The 21,083-nt window shown below is 39.0% G+C and carries 24 protein-coding genes; 1 reads left to right on the top strand and 23 read right to left on the bottom strand.

Features of this window, described 5'->3' with window-relative positions; genetic code table 11:
- Nucleotides 1-14: 14 nt before the first annotated feature.
- From panD to RYX56_RS03755, 10 genes are all read right to left on the bottom strand, one after another.
- On the bottom strand, nt 15-398 hold the full coding sequence (gene panD, locus RYX56_RS03800) for an aspartate 1-decarboxylase (RefSeq protein WP_317120802.1): 384 nt from the start codon (nt 396-398) through the stop codon (nt 15-17).
- A gap of 3 nt (nt 399-401) precedes the next feature.
- Nucleotides 402-1,253: a pantoate--beta-alanine ligase gene (gene panC / locus RYX56_RS03795; RefSeq protein WP_317120801.1), complete on the bottom strand. Its 852-nt coding sequence runs from the start codon at nt 1,251-1,253 to the stop codon at nt 402-404.
- Nucleotides 1,250-2,089: a 3-methyl-2-oxobutanoate hydroxymethyltransferase gene (gene panB / locus RYX56_RS03790; protein ID WP_317120800.1), complete on the bottom strand. Its 840-nt coding sequence runs from the start codon at nt 2,087-2,089 to the stop codon at nt 1,250-1,252. The genes panC and panB overlap by 4 nt, the downstream gene beginning before the upstream one ends.
- A gap of 255 nt (nt 2,090-2,344) precedes the next feature.
- The gene (locus RYX56_RS03785; RefSeq protein ID WP_317120799.1) at nt 2,345-3,322 is read right to left on the bottom strand and encodes a biotin--[acetyl-CoA-carboxylase] ligase; all 978 of its coding nucleotides are present in this window, start codon (nt 3,320-3,322) and stop codon (nt 2,345-2,347) included.
- Complete coding sequence (locus RYX56_RS03780; protein ID WP_317120798.1) at nt 3,291-4,484, bottom strand: CCA tRNA nucleotidyltransferase; 1,194 nt, start codon at nt 4,482-4,484, stop codon at nt 3,291-3,293. The genes RYX56_RS03785 and RYX56_RS03780 overlap by 32 nt, the downstream gene beginning before the upstream one ends.
- A 1-nt stretch (nt 4,485) precedes the next feature.
- Nucleotides 4,486-5,619, bottom strand: a complete 1,134-nt coding sequence (gene bshA / locus RYX56_RS03775) for an N-acetyl-alpha-D-glucosaminyl L-malate synthase BshA (RefSeq protein ID WP_317120797.1) — start codon at nt 5,617-5,619, stop codon at nt 4,486-4,488.
- A 2-nt stretch (nt 5,620-5,621) separates the two neighbouring features.
- On the bottom strand, nt 5,622-6,335 hold the full coding sequence (gene bshB1, locus RYX56_RS03770; protein ID WP_317120796.1) for a bacillithiol biosynthesis deacetylase BshB1: 714 nt from the start codon (nt 6,333-6,335) through the stop codon (nt 5,622-5,624).
- Nucleotides 6,328-6,744 (bottom strand): methylglyoxal synthase, encoded by a 417-nt coding sequence (locus tag RYX56_RS03765; protein WP_317120795.1) that lies wholly within the window; start codon nt 6,742-6,744, stop codon nt 6,328-6,330. The genes bshB1 and RYX56_RS03765 overlap by 8 nt, the downstream gene beginning before the upstream one ends.
- Before the next feature lie 14 nt (nt 6,745-6,758).
- Nucleotides 6,759-7,559 carry a 4-hydroxy-tetrahydrodipicolinate reductase gene (dapB, locus tag RYX56_RS03760; protein WP_317121302.1) on the bottom strand — a complete coding sequence of 267 codons (801 nt, stop codon included), beginning with the start codon at nt 7,557-7,559 and terminating at the stop codon, nt 6,759-6,761.
- Nucleotide 7,560: 1 nt separating this feature from the next.
- Entirely contained in the window at nt 7,561-7,911 is a 351-nt protein-coding gene (locus RYX56_RS03755; protein ID WP_317120794.1) for a nucleotide pyrophosphohydrolase, read from the bottom strand.
- Between the two features lie 157 nt (nt 7,912-8,068).
- On the opposite strand from RYX56_RS03755, the gene RYX56_RS03750 reads away from it, so the two are divergent.
- Nucleotides 8,069-8,941 (top strand): YitT family protein, encoded by an 873-nt coding sequence (locus RYX56_RS03750; protein ID WP_317120793.1) that lies wholly within the window; start codon nt 8,069-8,071, stop codon nt 8,939-8,941.
- Nucleotides 8,942-8,981: 40 nt separating this feature from the next.
- On the opposite strand, the gene RYX56_RS03745 is transcribed toward RYX56_RS03750, so the two are convergent.
- The 13 genes from RYX56_RS03745 to hisC all read right to left on the bottom strand — a co-directional run bounded on the left by RYX56_RS03745 (nt 8,982) and on the right by hisC (nt 21,071).
- Nucleotides 8,982-9,659, bottom strand: coding sequence for a zinc metallopeptidase (locus tag RYX56_RS03745; protein ID WP_317120792.1), 678 nt, complete (start codon nt 9,657-9,659; stop codon nt 8,982-8,984).
- A gap of 130 nt (nt 9,660-9,789) precedes the next feature.
- Entirely contained in the window at nt 9,790-10,581 is a 792-nt protein-coding gene (gene ypjB, locus RYX56_RS03740) for a sporulation protein YpjB (RefSeq protein WP_317120791.1), read from the bottom strand.
- A gap of 78 nt (nt 10,582-10,659) precedes the next feature.
- Complete coding sequence (gene lhaT, locus RYX56_RS03735; RefSeq protein WP_317120790.1) at nt 10,660-11,259, bottom strand: lipoprotein heptaprenylglyceryl N-acetyltransferase LhaT; 600 nt, start codon at nt 11,257-11,259, stop codon at nt 10,660-10,662.
- Nucleotides 11,260-11,350: 91 nt separating this feature from the next.
- Nucleotides 11,351-12,133 (bottom strand): menaquinol-cytochrome c reductase cytochrome b/c subunit, encoded by a 783-nt coding sequence (locus tag RYX56_RS03730; protein WP_317120789.1) that lies wholly within the window; start codon nt 12,131-12,133, stop codon nt 11,351-11,353.
- A gap of 86 nt (nt 12,134-12,219) precedes the next feature.
- Nucleotides 12,220-12,891, bottom strand: a complete 672-nt coding sequence (gene qcrB, locus RYX56_RS03725) for a menaquinol-cytochrome c reductase cytochrome b subunit (RefSeq protein WP_012958517.1) — start codon at nt 12,889-12,891, stop codon at nt 12,220-12,222.
- 15 nt (nt 12,892-12,906) lie between these two features.
- Nucleotides 12,907-13,407, bottom strand: a complete 501-nt coding sequence (locus RYX56_RS03720; protein ID WP_317120788.1) for a Rieske (2Fe-2S) protein — start codon at nt 13,405-13,407, stop codon at nt 12,907-12,909.
- A gap of 141 nt (nt 13,408-13,548) precedes the next feature.
- Nucleotides 13,549-14,010, bottom strand: a complete 462-nt coding sequence (locus RYX56_RS03715; RefSeq protein ID WP_317120787.1) for a YpiF family protein — start codon at nt 14,008-14,010, stop codon at nt 13,549-13,551.
- Nucleotides 14,011-14,140: 130 nt separating this feature from the next.
- Nucleotides 14,141-14,689, bottom strand: coding sequence for a ReoY family proteolytic degradation factor (locus tag RYX56_RS03710; protein ID WP_317120786.1), 549 nt, complete (start codon nt 14,687-14,689; stop codon nt 14,141-14,143).
- Nucleotides 14,690-14,830: 141 nt separating this feature from the next.
- Complete coding sequence (locus tag RYX56_RS03705) at nt 14,831-16,090, bottom strand: tetratricopeptide repeat protein (protein WP_317120785.1); 1,260 nt, start codon at nt 16,088-16,090, stop codon at nt 14,831-14,833.
- 169 nt (nt 16,091-16,259) lie between these two features.
- The gene (locus tag RYX56_RS03700; protein WP_317120784.1) at nt 16,260-17,018 is read right to left on the bottom strand and encodes a hypothetical protein; all 759 of its coding nucleotides are present in this window, start codon (nt 17,016-17,018) and stop codon (nt 16,260-16,262) included.
- Nucleotides 17,019-17,462: 444 nt separating this feature from the next.
- Complete coding sequence (gene aroA, locus RYX56_RS03695) at nt 17,463-18,752, bottom strand: 3-phosphoshikimate 1-carboxyvinyltransferase (protein ID WP_317120783.1); 1,290 nt, start codon at nt 18,750-18,752, stop codon at nt 17,463-17,465.
- A gap of 11 nt (nt 18,753-18,763) precedes the next feature.
- Entirely contained in the window at nt 18,764-19,861 is a 1,098-nt protein-coding gene (locus RYX56_RS03690; RefSeq protein WP_317120782.1) for a prephenate dehydrogenase, read from the bottom strand.
- Between the two features lie 100 nt (nt 19,862-19,961).
- Complete coding sequence (hisC, locus tag RYX56_RS03685; RefSeq protein ID WP_317120781.1) at nt 19,962-21,071, bottom strand: histidinol-phosphate transaminase; 1,110 nt, start codon at nt 21,069-21,071, stop codon at nt 19,962-19,964.
- Nucleotides 21,072-21,083 lie beyond the last annotated feature (12 nt).

Genomic DNA, 21,083 nt, shown 5'->3' with positions numbered 1-21,083 from the left:
GGGGAATATGCGACCTACAAAACGGTAGAAGCTGGTTCTGTCGCTAACATTTCAACAATTTGATTGTTCTCATCCATTATTGCCACACGCGGTTCATGAGTGGCAACCTTTGCCTCTTCAACAAGAACATAAGTCAGGATAATCACGACATCATCTTTTTGCACAAGTCTGGCAGCAGCACCATTTAAACAAATGACTTTACTTCCTCTTGGCCCTTTAATCACGTAGGTTTCAAATCTTGCACCGTTGTTATTATTAACAATTTGCACTTTTTCATTTTCAACAATATCAACAGCATTCATAATATCTTCATCTATTGTAATACTGCCAACATAATTTAAATTTGATTCCGTTACACGTGCTCTATGAATTTTTGCTTTCATCATCGTACGAAACATGGTTTATTCTCCTTTATTAACGATCACATTATCAATTAAACGTGCTTTTTTATATTTTAACGCCACAGCAAGTACAATCGCTTCTTTTATTTCATCAACTTCATGTAAGGATGGATAGGCTAATAATTCAATGTAATCAATCTCGGCTAACGGTAATTCTTGAAGCTTATTTTGCACAAATTGAATCATTCGTGATGGGTTTGTCTCCCCTTCATCCATAAGCAAAACAGCTTCATGTAGAGTTTTGTAAATAGAAGGGGCTTCGAGACGCTCTAATGCGCTCAAATAGACATTACGAGAGCTTTTAGCCAAACCATCTTCTTCTCTTATGGTTGGACAAGGGACAATTTCTACAGGAACGTTAAACATGTTGACCATATTCGTTATGACCGCAACTTGTTGTGCATCTTTTTGCCCAAAATAAGCCTTATCTGGTTGAACAAGCATGAACAACTTCATGACTACCGTCGTAACACCATCAAAGTGCCCTGGTCTACTAGCGCCACATAAAACATTCACCCCTTGTGTTACGTGAATGGTCATCGAAGGAGTCGTCGGATACATTTCTTCAACTGAAGGGTAAAAGAGAAGATCCACTCCAAGCTCATTAGCGATCTGTTCATCGCGCTTAAAATCACGTGGATATCGATCTAAATCTTCAGTAGGTCCAAATTGCAACGGATTTACAAAAATGCTTAGCACCACTTTATCATGATGCTTGCGCGCTTCTTCTAATAAGCTGATATGTCCTTCATGTAAAAAACCCATTGTTGGAACAAATCCAATCGATTGATTTTGTTGCTTATACGAGCGTATTTCAGTTTTTAAGGCAGGAATCTCTTGAATGATCTTCATTCTGATCGTCCTCCATACAACCCTACCAAAACTTCTTCTTTCATCGTAAAACGATGTTTTTCTTCGGGGAACTCCATGCGCTTGACTTCATGTACATATTGATTGATAGCAGGTTGAATGATATTTGATACATTTGCATATGTTTTAACAAATTTAGGAACATGAGTTGAGCCATACCCAATTACATCATGATAAACAAGGACCTGTCCATCTGTGTCAACTCCTGCTCCAATCCCTATCACAGGAATGCTGATCTCTTCTGTAATAAGCGCAGCCAGCTGATCCGGCACACATTCGAGCACTAATGCAAAGGCCCCAGCGTCTTCTACAGCTTTAGCATCTTCTAATAAGCTTTTTGCAGCATCGAGCTCTTTCCCCTGGACTCTATAGCCACCCATTACCGCCACAGATTGTGGAGTTAATCCTAGATGCCCCATAACTGGTACGCCTGCTTCTGTTAACTTATTGATAGTAGGGATCACATCCCCGCCACCTTCAAGTTTCACTGCATTCGCTCCTGCTTCCTGCATTAATCGCTTCGCATTTGAAAAGGTACTAACCAAATCTGCATGATAGGTTAAATAAGGTAGGTCTGTTACGATGAACGTATGAGGTGCCCCTCTTTTAACAGCACGTGTGTGTAGAACCATGTCATCAAGTGTGACTGGGATGGTGGAATCATAACCAAGGACAACCATGCCTAAGGAATCCCCAACTAAAATCATATCCACATCTGCTTGTTCAAGATGACGTGCTGATGGTGCATCATAAGCGGTCACCATCGCAATTTTCTCTTTTTCCTCTTTCATCTTTTTAAAACTTGTTGTTGTCTTCATCTCTCTTCCTCCTTTTTTAGAGGAGGGCTCCATTACAATGTTTCATACAGAAAAATCCTTCTCCCTATTCGGAAGAAGGATTTCATGCATCAGAAATAAACCAGACGATCTCGCACATCGGTCTACACATTGTATAACTGAATCCCTCTGTCCTAGTCCTTTTGGGATCAAGGCAGAACTATTTTGTCTATACCACTTGATCTATAGGTGCTGTTCCGAGGATACAGCCCATAATCTGAGTATAACAGAAAATCGTCACCTAGAGGTATCAATTTCAATATCAGCAGAATAAATAGAATGAACTTTGCCATGTTCGTCTTCAACAAGTAAAACGCCATCATCTGTAATCCCTTTTGCATAACCATAAATTACGTCTTTAATCATACGTGCATAGATATAGGTTCCTACACTAATCGAATAAGCTTCCCACATTGGACGAATGGTACTAAACCCTTTACTAAGGTACTCCTCATATAACCACTCAAACTCAGAAAGGATATCAGCAATTAAGCGAGCACGGTCAATTGTCTTCCCACCCGCTATCGAAAGAGAAGTAGCAATTTCTTCAATGTCTTCACCAAAATCCTCTTTTTGTTGATTCACATTTAATCCAATCCCAACAATAACGGAATGAACCAAGTCAGGGTCAGCTTGCATCTCTGTTAAAATTCCAACGAGCTTTTTACCATTTAGCAAAATATCATTTGGCCATTTAATCTCACAGGTTAAACCTGTATTCTTTTTGATAGCACGTACAACAGCCACAGCTGCAAGCAAGGTAATTTGAGGCGTTTTCTGCGGAGGTAAAGTTGGCCTTAAGATTAAACTCATTGAAATGCTTGTATCAGATCTTGAATGCCACACTCTCCCTAAACGCCCTCTACCTGCAGTTTGTTCATTTGCTATGACAACATGTCCTTCTCCTATGCCTTCTTGCGCTAATTTATGCGCTGCATACTGTGTAGAATCAATAGCATCATAATATGTTAATTCCTGACCTAAATAATTCGTTTTTAAATATTGCTTGATCTCATGAGAATGTATCCCATTGGCCTTCGTGACCATTCTATAGCCTTTCCTAGGAGCTGAGTCTAATTTATAGCCATTTTTCCTTAGTTCTTCGATATGTTTCCAAACTGCTGTACGAGAACAACCTAGCTCTTGACTAATTTTCTCTCCAGAGACATACTCTCCTTCATGCTCAAGAAAGATCTTCAGTAGTTTCTCTTTCATTCTTGCTCCCCCTAACCTTTAAAGCATCTAGAATTTCATGTTTATCGTTTACCATTCTCCCTAACACAACCTCTTGCTCAATAAATTGCAATATGTCCTTCACCCATGGACCTGGCTCTTTTTGAAAATGGGCAATTAAATCGGTACCCGTTATATTAAGATCTTTTTTGGATGTTATTGGTAAATCGTTCCACATCGCCTTTAAGTCCTTTAATGAAAAGTAGGATTGGCAGCTTAATTGCCTAATTACCTCAACATCTTCGGCTACATCTCTTGATGCTGTATACAACGCTAGAAGGTCCCAGTCATTCTTTTCACGATAAGAAAGGGCAAGAAGACGATTTCTTACTTCCTTTGTTAACTGATTTGATAGCAGTAACGATTTAAGTGGGCCAGTCTCATCTAGACCTAAGCTTTTACTGATCAAGGTCCAGATGATTTCTTCAGAATAAACTCCAACTGAGGGCAATTGTTTCAGTTTATTAATCGTTTCATTATTTAGGCTAGGTATTTGACAATATTGATACAGCTTCGTTTCACGTAATATTTCTAAAGCTTCATTTCTATGCTTTCCACAAATAAGCTTATAGAATTCTTTTACAATTCTCTCAATCGCCATATATTGTAGCTTTGAGGCTTCCGTTTTAATCGTATTCATTAACTCACGATCCAGCGAAAAACCCAGATCACTCATAAAGCGAACAGCTCGGAGCATACGAAGTGGATCTTCAGTCATCCTTTTCATAGGCTGATAAGACCTTAAAACCTTATCATCTAAATCCGCTTGTCCATTTAAAGGATCCAGTAGTGAACCATCACTTTTTAAGGCTATGCTATTAACCGTAAAGTCTCTTGCCATAAGGTCCGACTGTAAACTGCCATTTCGTTCCGTTGTCACTTCAAATAAATGATGGTCGTGTCGAACGATAACCGTCTCATGTTGGTTATTCATCGTAAATGTTTTCGGGAAAAGTGTACAGATTACAACTGGTTTAGCAGAGGTTACAATATCAACATCATCGATTGGTCGTCCCATTAATAAATCACGTACCGCCCCACCTACGATATGGGCACGAAAACCATGTGCCTCAAGTTTCTCTAAAACAGGAGTTGCCCGTTGAATGATCGCTTTATTTTGTAAAGTGATTTGTTCAATCTCCATATTAGATTGACTCCTCTATAACGTCACGATAGATCGCTTCATATTGCTCCACGATGCTATGTGAATAGAAAGTTGTTTGAACCGATTGTTCTGCTGAACTTGCGAATTGAGCATGCAATTGATCGTCTTTAAGTAGCTTAACTGCGTAATTCGCTACACATTCGATGTCTCCTACTTCACATAAATAGCCATTTACACCATGGGTAATTACCTCTGGAATCCCACCAATGTTCGTACCTATTACAGGTACACCGCAAGCCATTGCCTCTAGAGCCACTAAGCCAAAGCTTTCCTTTTCACTTAAAAGAAGTTTTAAGTCACTCATTGAAAGTAGCTCTGCAATATGTTTTTGGTTTCCAAGAAATAATACATAATCCTCTATTTGATACTCTTTTACTAGTTCACGAACAACCGTCAACTCTGGTCCATTCCCTATTAAAACCAATTTTGAATTGACTTCTTTTTGAATTAGGGCAAAGCTTTTCACCACATCACAAACACGCTTCACTCCACGGAAATTCGAGATATGAATGAGGACTTTTTCATCCTCACCTATTCCATAATGTTTCCTTAATCCGCTTACTTCAGACTTTTTGTATATGCGCTCATCAATAAAATTATACACAGTATCAATCGGTTTTTTAGTATGTACTAACTCATGTGTTTGTTTAGCTAAATCATTTGAAACCGCCGTCACTCGATCTGATTGTTCCATCGCGAATCGAATCAACTCACGCAATGAAGGATCATAGCCTAAAACAGTAATATCCGTACCGTGTAGTGTCGTCACAATTTTAAAATGATGATCGCTCATTTGTTTTGCTAAAATCGCGCATATGGCATGTGGTACCGCATAATGAACATGAAGCAAGTCTAATTTTTGACGTTTAGCTACTTCTGCCATTTTGCTTGCCAATGTTAAATCATAAGGTGGATATTGAAAAACAGAATATTGATTGACTTCTACCTCATGATAATAGATGTTTGGGTAGACTCGATCTAGGCGAAACGGAATACTAGAGGTGATAAAATGAACCTCATGTCCACGCTCAGCTAATAATTTTCCAAGCTCAGTTGCAATAACTCCTGAGCCTCCTACCGTCGGATAACAGCTTATGCCTATTTTTAATTTCATACTTATTCTTCTCTCATTTCGAGTAAATTTTCAATAAGCATTGGTTTAGTCGTCTTAAACCCTTCTGCAAAGCCTACACCAGCTTCACTTCCGAATAATTGCTCACGAGCTACTACCTTCTCAATATATCCGTTCGTTAGTGGTGTATCTACAGATTGGTCAGACTTTTCAAATTGACTTTTAAAAGCACCTAATGCCCTCTTTTTCGTTTCTATTTCTGAAGATATATCGACAATAAAATCAGGACGCTCATAAGAATTAATCATATATAAATAGTAGTCATCAATCCGATGAGCAGGCAATTTACTTTTACAAGGATAATTCCGTATGCCACTGTTAAAGATTGCTTCTTTGATAATGGAAGTGGTCATCCCATGGTCCGGGTGACGATCAATATGAAAAGGCGCAAATACGAGCTTCGGCTTATACATTCTAATGATCGACACAATCTGCTGCAAATGGTCGGTGGTATAAAAGGTTAGACCTCGATCAGGCAGTTCGAGTTGAATTCTTTTCTTCACCCCTAATATATCACTAGCAGCACTCGCCTCTCTTTGCCTTGTTTCAACCGTTCCATTAGAAGAAAGTTCTGCTAGAGTTAAATTGCATACACCTATTTTAAATCCTTTTTTCGAATAAAGAGCAATCGTACCACCCATTCCAATTTCAACATCATCCGGATGAGCACCGAACGCTAATATATCTAACTTAGTCATTTCTATTTTCCTCTGCGTGTAGAACCTCGCGCCATTTTAAATCGCCTCTTTCTAAGCCTTTAATTAACACTTCAGCTGTTCCGAGGTTGGTCGCAAGCGGCACATTTTGAACATCACACAATCGAACGAGTGCTGATACATCAGGTTCATGCGGTTGAGCTGTTAGAGGATCACGGAAAAATACAATTAAATCAAATTTATTTTCTGCCACAAGTGCACCTATCTGCTGATCCCCGCCTAGAGGACCAGACTTAAAACGAGTAACAGAAAGGTCAGTAGCTTCCATCACTCTCGTTCCTGTCGTACCTGTACCATATAGTTCATGTTTTGCTAGGGTTTGTTCGAACGCGATTGCAAACTGAACCATTTGATCTTTTTTCTTATCATGTGCGATTAAGGCAATCCTCATTTGTGGTACTCCCCTTAGTCAATAATATTTTCTAATCCATATACGAGTGTATCTATACCTAGTACTGTTTCAACAGCCAAACGGACTCCTGGCATAAACGAAGCTCTGTTCATAGAATCATGACGAATCGTTAACGTTTGTCCTTCTCCACCAAAGATCACTTCTTGGTGCGCTACTAAGCCAGGTAAGCGAACACTATGTATTTTCATTCCCTCAAAGTCGGCGCCACGTGCCCCTTTTAATTCCTCATGTTCATCTGGGTGACCTTGATTTCTTGCCTCACGTACTTCTGAAATAAGTTGTGCCGTTTTAATCGCTGTTCCTGATGGGGCATCTAGTTTACGATCATGATGACGTTCAATAATCTCCACATCTGGTAAAAATTTTGCCGCCATTTGTGAAAATTTCATCATTAAAATGGCACCAATTGCAAAATTAGGTGCAATAATTCCACCTATTCCTTTTTCTTCTGCTAATTGTCTTAACTCCTTAATATCTTCATCAGAAAAGCCAGTTGTTCCAACAACAGGCCTTACTCCATGATTAAAGGCTACTTCCATATGCTTTCGGCCGAATGCAGGCGAAGTAAGATCAATAAGCACATCCACGCTTTGTTCGCTAAAGCAATGTTCCATATCTGTATAGACGGGAATATCCAATGCCGGTAATCCATCGATGTCTGCAATCTTCATACCATCATGCTTCGAGTCAACAACCGCTTGTAAAGTGAAATGTTCTGTTTCATTTACCATCCTTACAGCTTCACGCCCCATATTTCCTCTTGGTCCTGCAATTACAACATTTACATTTTCCATCTTATTCATCTACTCCACTCTCTTCAATTCTAGTCCACCGATCTTTATCACGGTTTTCAAATTTATTCATTACTAAATCAAACGCTTCCTCTAAATCAATATGTAAGGAGTTTGCAAAACAAATGAGAACAAATAAAATGTCTCCCATTTCTTGCTCCATAGATTTTGTTTCTTCTGAAGATTTTTTTGGCTTCTCTCCGTAATAATGGTTTACTTCTCTAGCAAGCTCCCCAACTTCTTCACTCATACGTGCAAGCATCGCCAGCGGGCTAAAATACCCTTCTTTAAATTGACCAATAAATTGATCGACTTCCTTTTGCATGTCTTTCATTGATTTATTAGGATCACTCATTTTTCCACCTCACAGTCTTCCACCATCCATGTTAGCGAATCTAGGCCGATTTGACAAATCTTATTCACTAGATTGCTCTTCTGTTAGGACTTCTTTATACTAATAATGCACTTGTATCGACAAATTTTTGCAAAAGACAAGTAAGGAGGACGTATTAGTGGCTTACCGTATTAAGATTAAAAATGTTTTACTTATTTTATTAGGGAGTGCTATTTTATCATTTGGTCTTGTTTATTTTAATATGGAAAACAATTTAGCAGATGGAGGATTTACAGGGATTACGCTCATCCTCTATTTTATTTTTGCTTTTAACCCTGCTATATCAAACCTTCTATTAAACATCCCCCTTTTCTTCATCGGGTGGAAAATTCTTGGGAAAACGACTTTTATTTATACGATTATCGGAACAGTCGGAGTTTCCATTTTTCTTGAGATCTTTCAACGAAATTCCCTTATTTCGATTCCGCTTCACGATGACATGACATTGGCGGCACTCTTTGCTGGCGTTTTTATTGGGGTTGGGCTAGGAATTGTCTTTAGATATGGCGGAACGACTGGTGGAGTTGATATCATTGCTAAATTAGGTTTTAAATACCTCGGCTGGAGCATGGGAAAAACGATGTTTATCTTCGATGCCATCGTGATCGCATCCTCCCTCATTTATTTAAATTACCGTGAAGCGATGTATACATTATTAGCTGTATTTGTTGCTGCAAAAGTGATTGATTTTATTCAGCAAGGTGCTTACTCTGCGAAAGCATGTTTTATTATCTCCGATGCTGTTCCGGAAATAGCTGAAACGATTATGAAGGAGATGGACCGGGGGGCTACCTTATTAAAAGGACAAGGGAGCTTTACTCGATCTGAACGGGAGGTACTCTATTGTGTAGTCGGACGAAATGAATTAATTCGACTTAAGACACTTGTCGAGAAGATCGATCCCCATGCTTTTGTGACGGTTAACGATGTACAGGATGTGATCGGTGAGGGCTTTACGTTAGATGAGAATAAAAAACCAATAGGGATATAAAAAGAACACAGGATTCCAGCGAATCCTGTGTTCTTCGTTATTAATCGTCGTTGTTCATACCAATATACATTAAAATAAAACGAGCAAGCTCTAGTAACGCTACTAACGCACCTGCAACATACGTTAATGCTGCTGCGTTTAATACTTTACGTGTCTCACGTTCTTCATCATTTCGAATGACTCCAACGGAAACGACTTGCTCCATTGCACGACTTGAAGCATTAAATTCTACAGGCAATGTTACAACCTGGAATAATACAGCCGCTGCCATGAAAACGATCCCGAGTAATAAGAGATTTGAAGCACCCATTAAGATACCCGCTAAGATAAGGAAAAATGAAATGTTTGAACCAAATCCTGCTATTGGTACTAATGCATGGCGAAAGCGTAGGAATGCATAATCTTCTGCATCTTGCATGGCATGACCAACTTCATGTGCTGCTACTGCTGCACCAGCAACAGATGTACCATAGTAGTTATCAGTTGATAAACGAACAACTTTGCTACGAGGGTCATAATGGTCCGTTAACTTCCCTTGTACTTCTTCGATTCGAACATCATAAAGACCGTTATCATCGAGAATTTTACGAGCTACTTGTGCACCTGTCATTCCAGATGACGACTGAACTTTTGAGTACTTTTTGTAAGCACTTTTCACTTTCATTTGAGCCCATATTGGGATAATGAGAAGTAAAATAAAATAAATCAGAAAACCCATTCTTCTGTCTCACCTCTGTTGTAGTCTAGTTATTTTTAGTGTACGTAATACATCAAATAAAGTCAAACAAAATAGCTAGGCTATCTCTTACCATAGCTGGGTTTTCACTTGTATTCACATCATTGTCACATTATTCCTTCATTCTTACTTTACTCTTTTCAGCACGGTATTTTCTTACACCTACATAAGATAAGGACATGATGATCATTCCACCAATAGTGAACATGACCCATAGTAAGGAAGGATCAGTACTATCTTCTTTAACACGTTCAAACATTTTTCGAAAATCAGATTCCATCAATTCAATATGAGGGATTAACTTGTTACTTCCTACACCATCGACGCGAAGATTGTCCAAATAAGTGATTTGTGATTCAATTCTTTGCAGCACTTGTGGCTCCAAGTCTATCAATAAGGCTGGTCTTATCATTTGATAATGTCTTAAAAAGGTATTCATTCGATGCTGCAGGGCCTCTGGATTCTCTTGACTATACTCTTCCTTGATGGCCAAAAGGGTCGCAAGTATGGTCTCTTCTGATTGTAACCAGAGTGGATGATGTTCACTCGAGAGGGCATCCACAGCTAATCTAAAAGAAGTTACCGTAAAAATTCTTTCATCTAAAGGCCTCTCTGTAGCGGTTACTGCCTCTACTGCCGCTTCAAAAGTTAAGGTAATTGTACGCATGTCATTCATAGTGAACCCTTGCTCTTTAAAATCGATTTCGATAAAGGCTTCAGAAAAATAATCAAGGAGCTGCTTAGCTTCTTCAAACTTTTCTTGCTTTACTAGCTGAAGTACGTGATCAGTTGTTTGATTTAGTTCTTTCCATGTATGTTTTCCATTCACTTCAGTCGCATACCCAATTCCAGTAGATCCTAAAAAAATGCTAACAAAAAGAATACATATAAAGACTCTACGCATGTTTGTCCCTCCTTCTTCTTCTCCCATCTTATGAAAAGGTGGACAAGAGTAGACCAAAAAAGAAAGACAAGACCCGATTTATAAGAGGTTTAATTTATATGTTTTATTGCGAATACATAGTAAATAAACAATTAAAAGGGAAAAAACACTCAACCAAAACGTAAAGTAGCCGACTTCTGTAATATAAGGCATTAAATATGGATGTAATCCCGGATGCATCATATAGACATAGTCGATAACATCATTATGCAAGGTCCAAATTGCAACTATGACAAGATGCCATGGTTTAATACGAAAATATGGTGCGTATATCACCGCTTGAATTGCCATACCCGCATGTGAGGCAATTAACATATAGTTCGTCCAATGTGGTGTGGCGCCTACACCAAAGGAAGCGATGTTCATAACTACTGCCCATAGCCCATATTTAATTAACGTAACAGCTGCTAATGCTTCAATGAGAGGAAGGTTTCGTTTGAACAAAAAAGCAATTAAAACGATCACAAAAAACAAACTAGCAGTAGGGCTATCTGGAACGAACAACAAAAATTGAGATGGTGTTCGTTCCAGTTGATTTGCATACCACATATACCCATAAATCGTTCCAGGTATATTGATGATAAGCATAAGAATGATTGTTAGGCGATGACCAAATATCGTTAATAATTGAGTTTTCACAGGTAGCCACCCTTCCTTTGCTTTATGTATTTTGTTTTATATGTAAGAAAAAAGCTGACTGTAGCAGTCAGCTTTCCATACTAAGTATGTTTTATTCTTCTTCAGGGTTACCGTGAGCAGCGATGTATTCAGCAAGGATCTCAAGCTCTTCATCCGATCCTTCGAACAATCCAGCTGGCATTGAACCTTGACCATTAATGATTACTTCCATAACAGCCTCAGCATCTTTCTCCGTCTCAAGAAGCGATGGACCACCAGCTCCACCAGCTAAAGTGTCTCCGTGACAGCCTATACACGAATCTTGACCTGTGTAAATAGCATACCCTTCAGCTTCCGTATCAATCTCGCCTTCTTCTGCAATTGCGCCTTGCTCAGCAGCAGCTTCCCAGTCATGCTGGTCAACTGATTCCCAAGTTAAGTAAATCGTTGCAACAAGCGCAAGCATCATCATACCAGAAGCAATTGGACGCTTCAATGGACGACGCTCTTTACCAGTATCTAACCAAGGAGCGATTAATAACGCACCAAATGCAAGACCTGGAATAACCACAGCTCCGATTACGTTAAAGTCACCGGAAGCATATTGGTATTTTAGTAATTGATACATGAATAAGAAATACCAGTCAGGTAATGGAATATAACCTGCATCTGTCGGATCAGCCATACGCTCTAGAGGAGCCGGGTGAGCAACAGTTAAGCAAAGATAACCCATTAAGAAGACCGCACCAACCATCCACTCTTTTAAGAGGAAGTTCGGCCAGAACGCTTCTGTTTTACCTGGATACTCTGAGTAATCTTTTGGAATATTGGGTTTGCGATTATTTGCCTTGACACGGGAGTCACCGACAAACTGCATTCCTTTACCACGTTCCATCTCGTTCCCTCCTTTTAATTATCACGTTAGAGGGTGTCTAAAAGGTCAATCATTAATGAAACTTTCAAACACACCATTATTACATCTTACAATGGACCAGAAATACCTTGTTTACGGATCATGTAGAAGTGAGCCGCTAGTAAACCAAGTAAGGCACCTGGCAAGAAGAATACGTGAATCGCGAAGAAACGAGCAAGCGTTGCAGCACCAATGACTTCTCCACCGGCAAGTAATGTTTTCGCAAATCCACCAATGAGTGGAACACTCTCAGCAATTTGCAGACCTACTACAGTCGCAAAGTATGCTTTCATATCCCATGGTAATAAGTAACCTGTGAAACCTAAACCAAGCATAACGAAGAAAATAAGTACACCGACAACCCAGTTTAATTCACGTGGCTTCTTATAAGAACCTGTAAAGAATACACGTAACGTGTGTAAAAACATCATAACAATGACCAAGCTAGCTCCCCAGTGGTGCATCCCACGTACGATCACACCGAAAGCTACTTCGTTTTGTAAGTAAGCTACTGATTGATAAGCGTTAATAATATCTGGGACATAATACATTGTTAGGAACATACCAGATAAAATTTGAATCACTGTAACGAAGAATGTTAGTCCTCCAAAACAGTAAACGAACGCAGAGAAGTGGTGAGCAGGGTTAACATGCTCTGGCACTTCGTGGTCAGCAATATCGCGCCACATAGGCGTAATATCAAGACGCTCATCAACATAGTCGTAAATTTTTTGAAGCATCGATTACGCCCCTCCTTATGTTCGCTGATTAATTTGACCTAAGTATACTTTTCCATCTTCCACCAATACATCGTACACATCAAGTGGACGCTGCGGCGGTGTACCTGGTACGTTGATACCGTCTTTTTCAAACATACCAAAGTGACATGGGCAATAGAAGCGCTCAGGATGCTCATCATTAGAACCGAACGATACTGTACAGCCTAGGTGTGTACATGTTGGTGAAAGCGCTGTTACCGTATTCTCACGGATATAAATATACGCCTCACGTGTCACTTCTGATTCATACCAAGCATCCGTTTGCTCGAAGCTAAATTGGAATTTTTGTGGTTCCTCAGTTAATTCCTCAACGAAGCACACTGGCACGTAGTCAGAATCTGCTCCAGCTTTCAACGCAGGATCAAGGGCAAAGCGTGCCATTGGCATTATCATTCCCGCAGCCATGAAGCCACCAACACCTGTAAGCGTGTACGTTAAAAATTGTCGTCGTGAAACTTTGTGGTCTTTTTCGCTCACTAGTTTTCCCCCCCTACACTATAAAATAGACCCTATTCGGGCATAGTTAGACACATATAATACTAGGACATACCCATGATAGCTTAATGACATGGTGGTGTCAATTGTTTCAAGAAGTAAAACGACACGATTTTGCCACGATTATCGATTTTGCCACTTGTTTGTCATAATCGGTACTAATTGTTTAATTTGCTGCGAAATCACCTCGCGTCTATTTTCCATTGAAAGGTGTTCCAGTGGAACAGAAGGTAACCAAATTAACCATTCCTCAAGATCTTGTTCTACTGTTTTCCACCAGCTATCTGAACTCGCATAGACAATATGGTTCATGCCGCCTAAACGTAATTCTTCTGACCATTTTTTTAATCGGATGGTTAAATCTTCTCCCTTTTCTTTTTCTAAATAAGTAAAGGAAGGGAATAACACCACTCTCCCTTGAAACTGGCGTTCTAGCTCCGCACTAATAATTGATATGAACTCGCCCATTGCTACAGTTGATTTCACTTCTTTTTGCCAAGAGATCGGCACTAACGGTACAATTGCCGTATCCACATACTCCTTAGCTTGTAGATATTTATCCATCTCATTTGCTTGCCATTTCATATTTCCACCCCAAATTCCTATTGTGTATACAAAGACATTCTACCTTTTTCAAAGGGATTAGACAAACATTCTATTAGAAGCTAAAACAATAAAACACCCCTACTTAAAAAGTAAGGGTGTAAGTCATTTATTAGCGTTCTGCTTCTAATTCTTTTAATTCATTAGCTAACTGCATAAACGTATGGTGATCAAGAGTATCTAATGCTTGATCGATGCGTTTACGTAGATCCTTTTTACGAAAAGACTTAATAGAAGCTTCAAGTAAATCTTCTGCCATACGTTGATGGACTTGAGCAATCTCTTCATTCTCTGGCAAGTATGGGTTATCTTCTAAAACAGCTAAGTATGGTGGGTACATCTTAGGGTTTGCAAAATGCAGTTCAATGTAAATGTCTTCTGTTTGATTTAATCGGATATCGTGAAATGCTTTTTCGGCATCAGTCGTTATGTGTTTAAATTTGTGAAATGAGAAAGGAACAGTATCCACACCAGTTGCTGAAATAACTAATGCTTTAGGGGTCGAAGCTGCTCGCTCCACAAAATGGACTCTCTCCATTAATTCATCATCACTCATTAAATAATTTAACAACCACGCACACTCTCGTCTCTTTAATTCATAATGCTGTAAAAAGCCCCGAAGAAATTCTTTTTTCTCCACTACTGGAATGATGCTGCCCATGCTCCATCCTCCTTCGTGATTTCAATGCTTTTTCTCTTTTAGCCACGCTTGATGTTAGGTATCCTTGCTATTTAACTAACGTTTTTCTTATACTATAGAAATTCGCTATGGGTTACGAAAATTCCTTGTTAAAAGTCAATTTTAATCAAGTTGTAAGTTACCAACGATTTCCTTCACATCAGAACGGTCAGGATTGACTTTTAATAATTGAATAAAACTAGAAAGAGCCTTCTCCCTTGACCCTTCTTCTAATAAAAAGGTTCCATATTCAAAGAGGAAATCTTCATCTTCAACAAAATGATCAGCTACTTCTGAATAACATTTAAGAGCTTCGTCGTATTCTTCCGTCTCACGAAGGGCTGAACCTTCATACCACGTTAATAACGGGTCTACCTCTCCGTATGACTTTGTATGAGAAATAAGTTCGGCAAGTTCCTCAAATTGATCCGTATGTTTTAAATAGGCAGCTAGCGTTTGAACTGCTTCCATATTTGAAGGATTTAACGCTATCACTTTACGCAAATATAGTTCTCCTTCTTCCGGAGCTTGTCGTTTAAAAGATAATTTACCCGCCAAAATGTATAGCTGTTCGTTGTATTCATCTACAGACATTCCAGCTTTCAAGGTTTCCATAGCTTCATCTAAACGATTTTCCGCCTCAAATGCTTTAGCTAAATAAGGGTACAAGCTTGAAAAGTCAGGATCAAGGGCTTTAAGTGCTTCGAGTTGTTCGATTGCAAGGGTCATATCCCCAACTTGAAACGCTGTAAAACCGTAGCCGAATAGAGCATGTGGTTCAAGCTGATCACGAAGACCCTTCTCATAGTACTGGAGAGCTTCCTCAAATTGACCGCTCGCACTGAAGGCTTCTGCCATTTTCAGTTCAACTTGCACATTAGGCAGATCATTTTTTGCATGCACAGCTTTTTTCAAATATGGAATGCTTTTATTATAATCTCCACGCTCTAAATAAAATTCCCCAAGTCCGTAAGAGATAATCACTTCATCTGGAGCTATTCGGGCTGCAGCTAGTAATTTTTGCTCGGCTACTTCATCTAAAGATTGCATTTGGTAAAGATCTGCAAGCAAAAGTTGAGCTTGAAGATAGGCAGGATCTACTTCTTGAATTTCTTGTAACCACTCGATTGCTTCATCTTCTTTATCTCCATCAATCATTACTTCAGCTGCGAATACGATGAGACTTCCTTCGTCAGGATAAAGCGCTAATAGTTCCTCAATGATTCTTTCTGTTTCCTTTAAATGTCCTAATTCATAATAAACTTCAGCAATTGCAAATTTATAGTCGTGATCTGCTTGATTTTCTGCTTGCTTAAGTTTTTTTAAGCCAAGTTCAACTTCCCCTGATTCAATCTTTTCTAATGCCTGTTGCAGTAAGTCCATCGTCCATTCCTCCCGGCTTTTATACATTGCTATTACATCTTTCTAGTTGGTTGTATAAAAACCTTTTAATTCCTATTCTTATTCTTGTTGATACACCGGAAAAGTTAAAGAAGACCCTCATTCAAATTGAATGACGGCAATCATCAAATTCTATCCCAGATTGTTTTAGTCAATAAATAGCTTTGCCTGCTGCATCTATTGTCAAGAAACGTTTAGGTGTTGATATTACAAGTTGTCTGCCATAACCCGGATTGAAGTCTATTTTTTGATTCACTTTAATAATCCGGTCTCTAAGAGCTACAATTTCTGGCTCTCTTTTATCATAATCAAGTTTTTTGTTCTCATCAAGAAAAAAAGCTTTATTTTCTTCAGTCTGCTTATGAAGATAGAGTTGATAATCAAAGTCACTTGACACAAGTAGGTCTCCTTTTTTAGGGTAAAGACCTATTTTTTGAAGCGCTTCTTTTGACCAACTTGAATTTCCTGGTGAATCTTCAGTTTGAATGCGGTATTGAATGCAATAAAACGTCCAAAGATTCACAATTTGTTTCGCTATTTTTTTATCATCAGTCTCCAACCGCGGGACAAGTACGACCGGATACGTTACCATCATTTGTGAGATATGATCCCATGGAACTAACCTTAATGCATCTAACGAATCTATTTTCACCTCTAAAATAGGAATCTTTTGACGTTTACACTCTCTTATAACAGTTGGTCTTAATAGTGAAAGGGGAATCGTTAATCCAATTAAGTAATCAAGCGTACTATTTATCATTAGATGTTTTTTTATTTTTAAAGAAGTTGCAATCTGGCGTTCGTATTCGGTTTTTGCATATGTAATGACACTCGTACACCCCTCACGAATCAGTTCCATTTGGCATTGCTTAAGCTGCTGAAAGCTTGATTGCTCGATAGCTTTAGGCATATTCATGATTACTCCCGGTTTAATCTCAAAACCCTTCCCATTTACTCGCTTCCCAATCCATTTTGTCATCTCTTTATTTATATAGGTTATGGATCCCTGCTTTATTAAATACGAACGCACTTCATTGTTTTTTTCGATATCACTTAGTAAATACAGATTGATCCCTCCCTAACTTTTTCACTTATAGACAAGCTATGAGAAGGATCAGAAAAAGAGAACAAAGGGCTTTTATTTAATAATTAGAATCTTTTAATTAATCTGTTGACTTTCCTCGTCATATCGTTATAATAAAAGTAGCGTATGGTTTCTCTCCACTCCTATCCATACTATATGTAGCTTTTGCTAAACCCTAATTCGAAAACGCTTACATTTTCGAATTAGGGACTTTTTTTGTCTTCTAACGAAAAAGAGCTTATGATCATGATCATAAGCTCTATTAAACCATTACAAAGTAAGCTTCATAATATCCTCAAAAAATGTTGGATAAGATACAGATATCGCTTCACTTCTTTTTATCAATACTTCTCCTTCTGAGATTAAGCCTGCAACAGCCATAGCCATTCCGATACGATGATCCCCATAGCTATCGACTTCCCCACCTGTAAGCTTCTGACTGCCATGAATAATCATCCCATCCTCAGTCGCCTCTACTTGAGCTCCAAGTTTTGTCAATTCACTTACCACGGTATCAATTCGATTCGTTTCTTTTACTTTTAACTCCTCAGCATCTTTAATAACGGTTTTGCCATTCGCTTGTGTTGCTAGAACAGCTATCACCGGAATTTCATCAATTAACCGGGGGATAATCTCTCCGCTAATCTCTACTCCTCTTAATTGGGACGTTTCAATAGCCAGGTCGGCAATCGGTTCTCCACCCACTACTTTTTCATTTGTAACCGTTAAAGAGGCTCCCATTTCTCGTAATACATCAATTATTCCAGAACGTGTGGGATTCATACCAACTCCCGTTAAAGTCACTTGGCTATTCGGAACAATTGCTGCTGCTACTAAAAAGAAAGCTGCAGATGAGATATCTCCCGGTACAATAATATGATTGGCTTTTAGTGATTGACTCCCCTCAACAGAAACAGTTAACCCGTCCCGAATCACTTTGACACCATATGCTTCTAACATGCGTTCTGTATGATCACGTGAAAGAGCAGGCTCCGTTACAGTCGTTACCCCTTCGCTCTGTAAGCCAGCTAATAAAATAGCTGATTTCACTTGAGCACTTGCTACCTTTGAAGTAAATGAAATACCTTTTGTTTGACCGCCACGTATCGATAGAGGTGTATAATTGCCGTTTTCCCGCCCATCAATCTCAGCACCCATTGCTTTTAAAGGGTCCGTAACACGGGACATTGGACGCTTTGCAATGGAATCATCACCAATGACGACGGAATGAAAAGGTCTTGTCGCTAAGATGCCAAGCATTAAACGAGTTGTCGTTCCGGAATTACCAACGTTTAAAATCTCAGTTGGTTCACTTAAACCATCCCAACCTCTACCATCCACCGTTACACGATCACCAGATTGTTCGATTGAAACGCCAAGTTTTTTAAAACAAGAGATGGTGCTTAAACAATCCTCACCACTTAAAAATCCTTCAATGGTCGTCTTGCCTTTTGCGATTGCACCAAACATAACAGCTCGGTGAGAGATTGATTTATCTCCTGGAACCTGAATATGTCCCTTCAGACCATTATTTATGGATTGCACAATTTTTTTTGACATAGTATCCTCCCTTATAAACGGTACGTTTCGTACATATGATGTTGAAGCTGAATTTTTGCTTGGTCAAGATCTTCTTCTGATCTGAAGCTTAATCTAAGAACCCCCATAATATCTTCTCTCGTCTCTAAAATCCGAATATTGGTGATACTGATCTTATGTTGAGCCAAGATACTTGTTACATCTGATATGACCCCCGGATGGTCAGGAACATCGACATATAAGTCATAAAAAGAAGGAATAGCTCCTTTTTTCTTAACTGGTAAACCGTCCCGAAAAGCTTTGGCTTCTTCAAAATATGTATAAATATCTGTTTCGTTTTCTTCTTCTATTAATGTCTTCACATTTTTCATCTCATGCATCCACGATTCAAGTAAACGGAGAAGGCTATCTTTATTTTGAAGCAAGATATCCCTCCACATAACCGGACTTGCCGAAGCTATTCGTGTAATGTCTCTAAAGCCACCTGCAGCTAGTCTAGATACGAGCGGATCTTTTTCTTCTAAGTTTGCTACTTGGTGGACTAGACTTGCTGCAACAATATGAGGGAAATGACTAATAGCACCAGCGAGATGGTCATGTTGGTCTGCAGTCATTTCAATGAAAGTTGCTTTTGTACCCTTTAACCAATTTTGCAACTGGATAATTGCTCTAGCATCGGCATCTTCACTAGGTGTCAATATATAATAAGCATTCTCAAACAAATGAGCACGAGCTGCTTCTACCCCACTTTTATGGGAACCTGCCATTGGATGTCCGCCAATAAAAGTAATTCCTTTTTCAATGAGACACTCAGCTTGTTGATAAATTTTTCTCTTTGTGCTTCCTACATCCGTAATAATAGCGCCTGGTTTAATGTCGTAGTCTACCAAGTCTTTTAACAATTCGGTCGTGCGAGAGACGGGAGTTGCAAAAATAATTAAATCTGCCCTTGCAACTCCTTCTTTTATCGAGGATACGGATTCATCTATTACCCTTAAAGAGTGAGCCATCTTTAATTGATCACTATGAATATCAAACCCTATTATATGTACATCATGTTCTTTTCTAATGGCCAAGGCAATTGAACCGCCAATCAAGCCTAATCCTATTATAAATGCCGTCCGTTTCATATTTTTCTCCTTCTAAACAAGACATGTCCAATTCTTCTATAACAGTTACATCATATGCTAAAAACCGCCTTTCAGATCTAGCTTGAAAGACGATTTGCCATTATGAAGGTTGCGTAGTAAGAGGTGTTTGAAATAATACTCGCTCTAACGCTTGAAATAGTGCTTCATTATCCTCTTTTTTTCCGATTGTGATTCGAATCGCCGTTGAAAAGCCTAACGGATTGCCAGACCTCACAATAAAGCCTTCTTTAAGCAGAGCTTTAAACACTTCATCACCCGACCGTCCGAGTTCAATGAGCAAGAAATTCGTTTCGGAAGGATAGTACGTTAAGCGGTGTCTATCACAAAACAACTCTAATTGCTTCATTCCAGCATTATTTTTCTCCACACATTCTTTAATAAATCCTTGATCTGAAAGCGCCGTAGCAGCAGCAATTTGTCCGAATGAGACATTGTTGAATGGTGGGCGTACAGGTTGTAAATAAGAAATAAGCTCCTTATTAGCAACACCAAAACCAACTCTTAATGCAGCCAGTCCATAAGCTTTTGAGAAGGTACGCAGAATAATTAACTGCTTATAACGCTCAAGCATTGGAATCGTTTCTGGGTAATCGTCTGCCGTTACATATTCATAATACGCTTCATCAGAGACCACGATCACATGAGGTGGAACTTGGTTAAGAAATTTCTCGAACGCCTCTTTATTTACATAAGTTCCTGTTGGGTTATTAGGATTACAAACCCAAACAATTTTAGTGTTTTCATCAATCGCCTCAAGCATAGCATCAAGATCATGAACACCATCTTTTAAAGGAACTTCTCGAATACTGGCCCCCTCAATCGTAGCATTTAACTTATACTGAGAAAATGTTGGATGGGCTGTTACTGTGTTCGTCCCTTTTTCAAGAAAAGTACGGCATAGAAATTGAATCACTTCATCCGAGCCATTTCCAAAAATAAGTTGATCCTCTTTGACATGATACGTTTTTGCTACAGCTTGCCTTAAAGTCCTTGCATAACCGTCTGGATAGATTGCCGTTTGGCTTGCGGCGTCTTTTATCGCTTCAGTAACTTTAGGAGATGACCCAAACGGATTCTCATTAGAAGCAAGCTTGATAATCTTAGTTAAACCCAACTCTTTTTTTACTTCTTCTATTGGTTTACCTGGCTCATAAGAAGGCAAGCCAAGTAATTGAGCTTTAGGTTGCATCTTTAGCACCTC

The organism is Alkalihalophilus lindianensis (assembly GCF_032843265.1).
Lineage (GTDB): Bacteria > Bacillota > Bacilli > Bacillales > Bacillaceae_D > Alkalihalophilus > Alkalihalophilus lindianensis.
Note: the sequence above shows the minus strand (reverse complement) of the source record. Positions and strands in the feature narration are given on the sequence as shown.

Bases quoted from the DNA above. Each gene is read 5' to 3' on its own strand.
- qcrB (WP_012958517.1), bottom strand. From the start codon at position 12,891: ATGCTTCAAAAAATTTACGACTATGTTGATGAGCGTCTTGATATTACG.
- RYX56_RS03730 (WP_317120789.1), bottom strand. From the start codon at position 12,133: ATGGAACGTGGTAAAGGAATGCAGTTTGTCGGTGACTCCCGTGTCAAG.
- ypjB (WP_317120791.1), bottom strand. From the start codon at position 10,581: ATGCGTAGAGTCTTTATATGTATTCTTTTTGTTAGCATTTTTTTAGGA.
- dapB (WP_317121302.1), bottom strand. From the start codon at position 7,559: ATGGAAAATGTAAATGTTGTAATTGCAGGACCAAGAGGAAATATGGGG.
- RYX56_RS03700 (WP_317120784.1), bottom strand. From the start codon at position 17,018: ATGCCTAAAGCTATCGAGCAATCAAGCTTTCAGCAGCTTAAGCAATGC.
- panC (WP_317120801.1), bottom strand. From the start codon at position 1,253: ATGAAGATCATTCAAGAGATTCCTGCCTTAAAAACTGAAATACGCTCG.
- RYX56_RS03755 (WP_317120794.1), bottom strand. From the start codon at position 7,911: ATGAGTGATCCTAATAAATCAATGAAAGACATGCAAAAGGAAGTCGAT.
- RYX56_RS03765 (WP_317120795.1), bottom strand. From the start codon at position 6,744: ATGAGGATTGCCTTAATCGCACATGATAAGAAAAAAGATCAAATGGTT.
- RYX56_RS03715 (WP_317120787.1), bottom strand. From the start codon at position 14,010: ATGAAATGGCAAGCAAATGAGATGGATAAATATCTACAAGCTAAGGAG.
- panB (WP_317120800.1), bottom strand. From the start codon at position 2,089: ATGAAGACAACAACAAGTTTTAAAAAGATGAAAGAGGAAAAAGAGAAA.
- RYX56_RS03745 (WP_317120792.1), bottom strand. From the start codon at position 9,659: ATGGGTTTTCTGATTTATTTTATTTTACTTCTCATTATCCCAATATGG.
- RYX56_RS03710 (WP_317120786.1), bottom strand. From the start codon at position 14,689: ATGGGCAGCATCATTCCAGTAGTGGAGAAAAAAGAATTTCTTCGGGGC.
- RYX56_RS03705 (WP_317120785.1), bottom strand. From the start codon at position 16,090: ATGGACTTACTGCAACAGGCATTAGAAAAGATTGAATCAGGGGAAGTT.
- RYX56_RS03690 (WP_317120782.1), bottom strand. From the start codon at position 19,861: ATGAAACGGACGGCATTTATAATAGGATTAGGCTTGATTGGCGGTTCA.
- bshB1 (WP_317120796.1), bottom strand. From the start codon at position 6,335: ATGACTAAGTTAGATATATTAGCGTTCGGTGCTCATCCGGATGATGTT.
- bshA (WP_317120797.1), bottom strand. From the start codon at position 5,619: ATGAAATTAAAAATAGGCATAAGCTGTTATCCGACGGTAGGAGGCTCA.
- panD (WP_317120802.1), bottom strand. From the start codon at position 398: ATGTTTCGTACGATGATGAAAGCAAAAATTCATAGAGCACGTGTAACG.
- RYX56_RS03780 (WP_317120798.1), bottom strand. From the start codon at position 4,484: ATGGAGATTGAACAAATCACTTTACAAAATAAAGCGATCATTCAACGG.
- aroA (WP_317120783.1), bottom strand. From the start codon at position 18,752: ATGTCAAAAAAAATTGTGCAATCCATAAATAATGGTCTGAAGGGACAT.
- hisC (WP_317120781.1), bottom strand. From the start codon at position 21,071: ATGCAACCTAAAGCTCAATTACTTGGCTTGCCTTCTTATGAGCCAGGT.
- RYX56_RS03785 (WP_317120799.1), bottom strand. From the start codon at position 3,322: ATGAAAGAGAAACTACTGAAGATCTTTCTTGAGCATGAAGGAGAGTAT.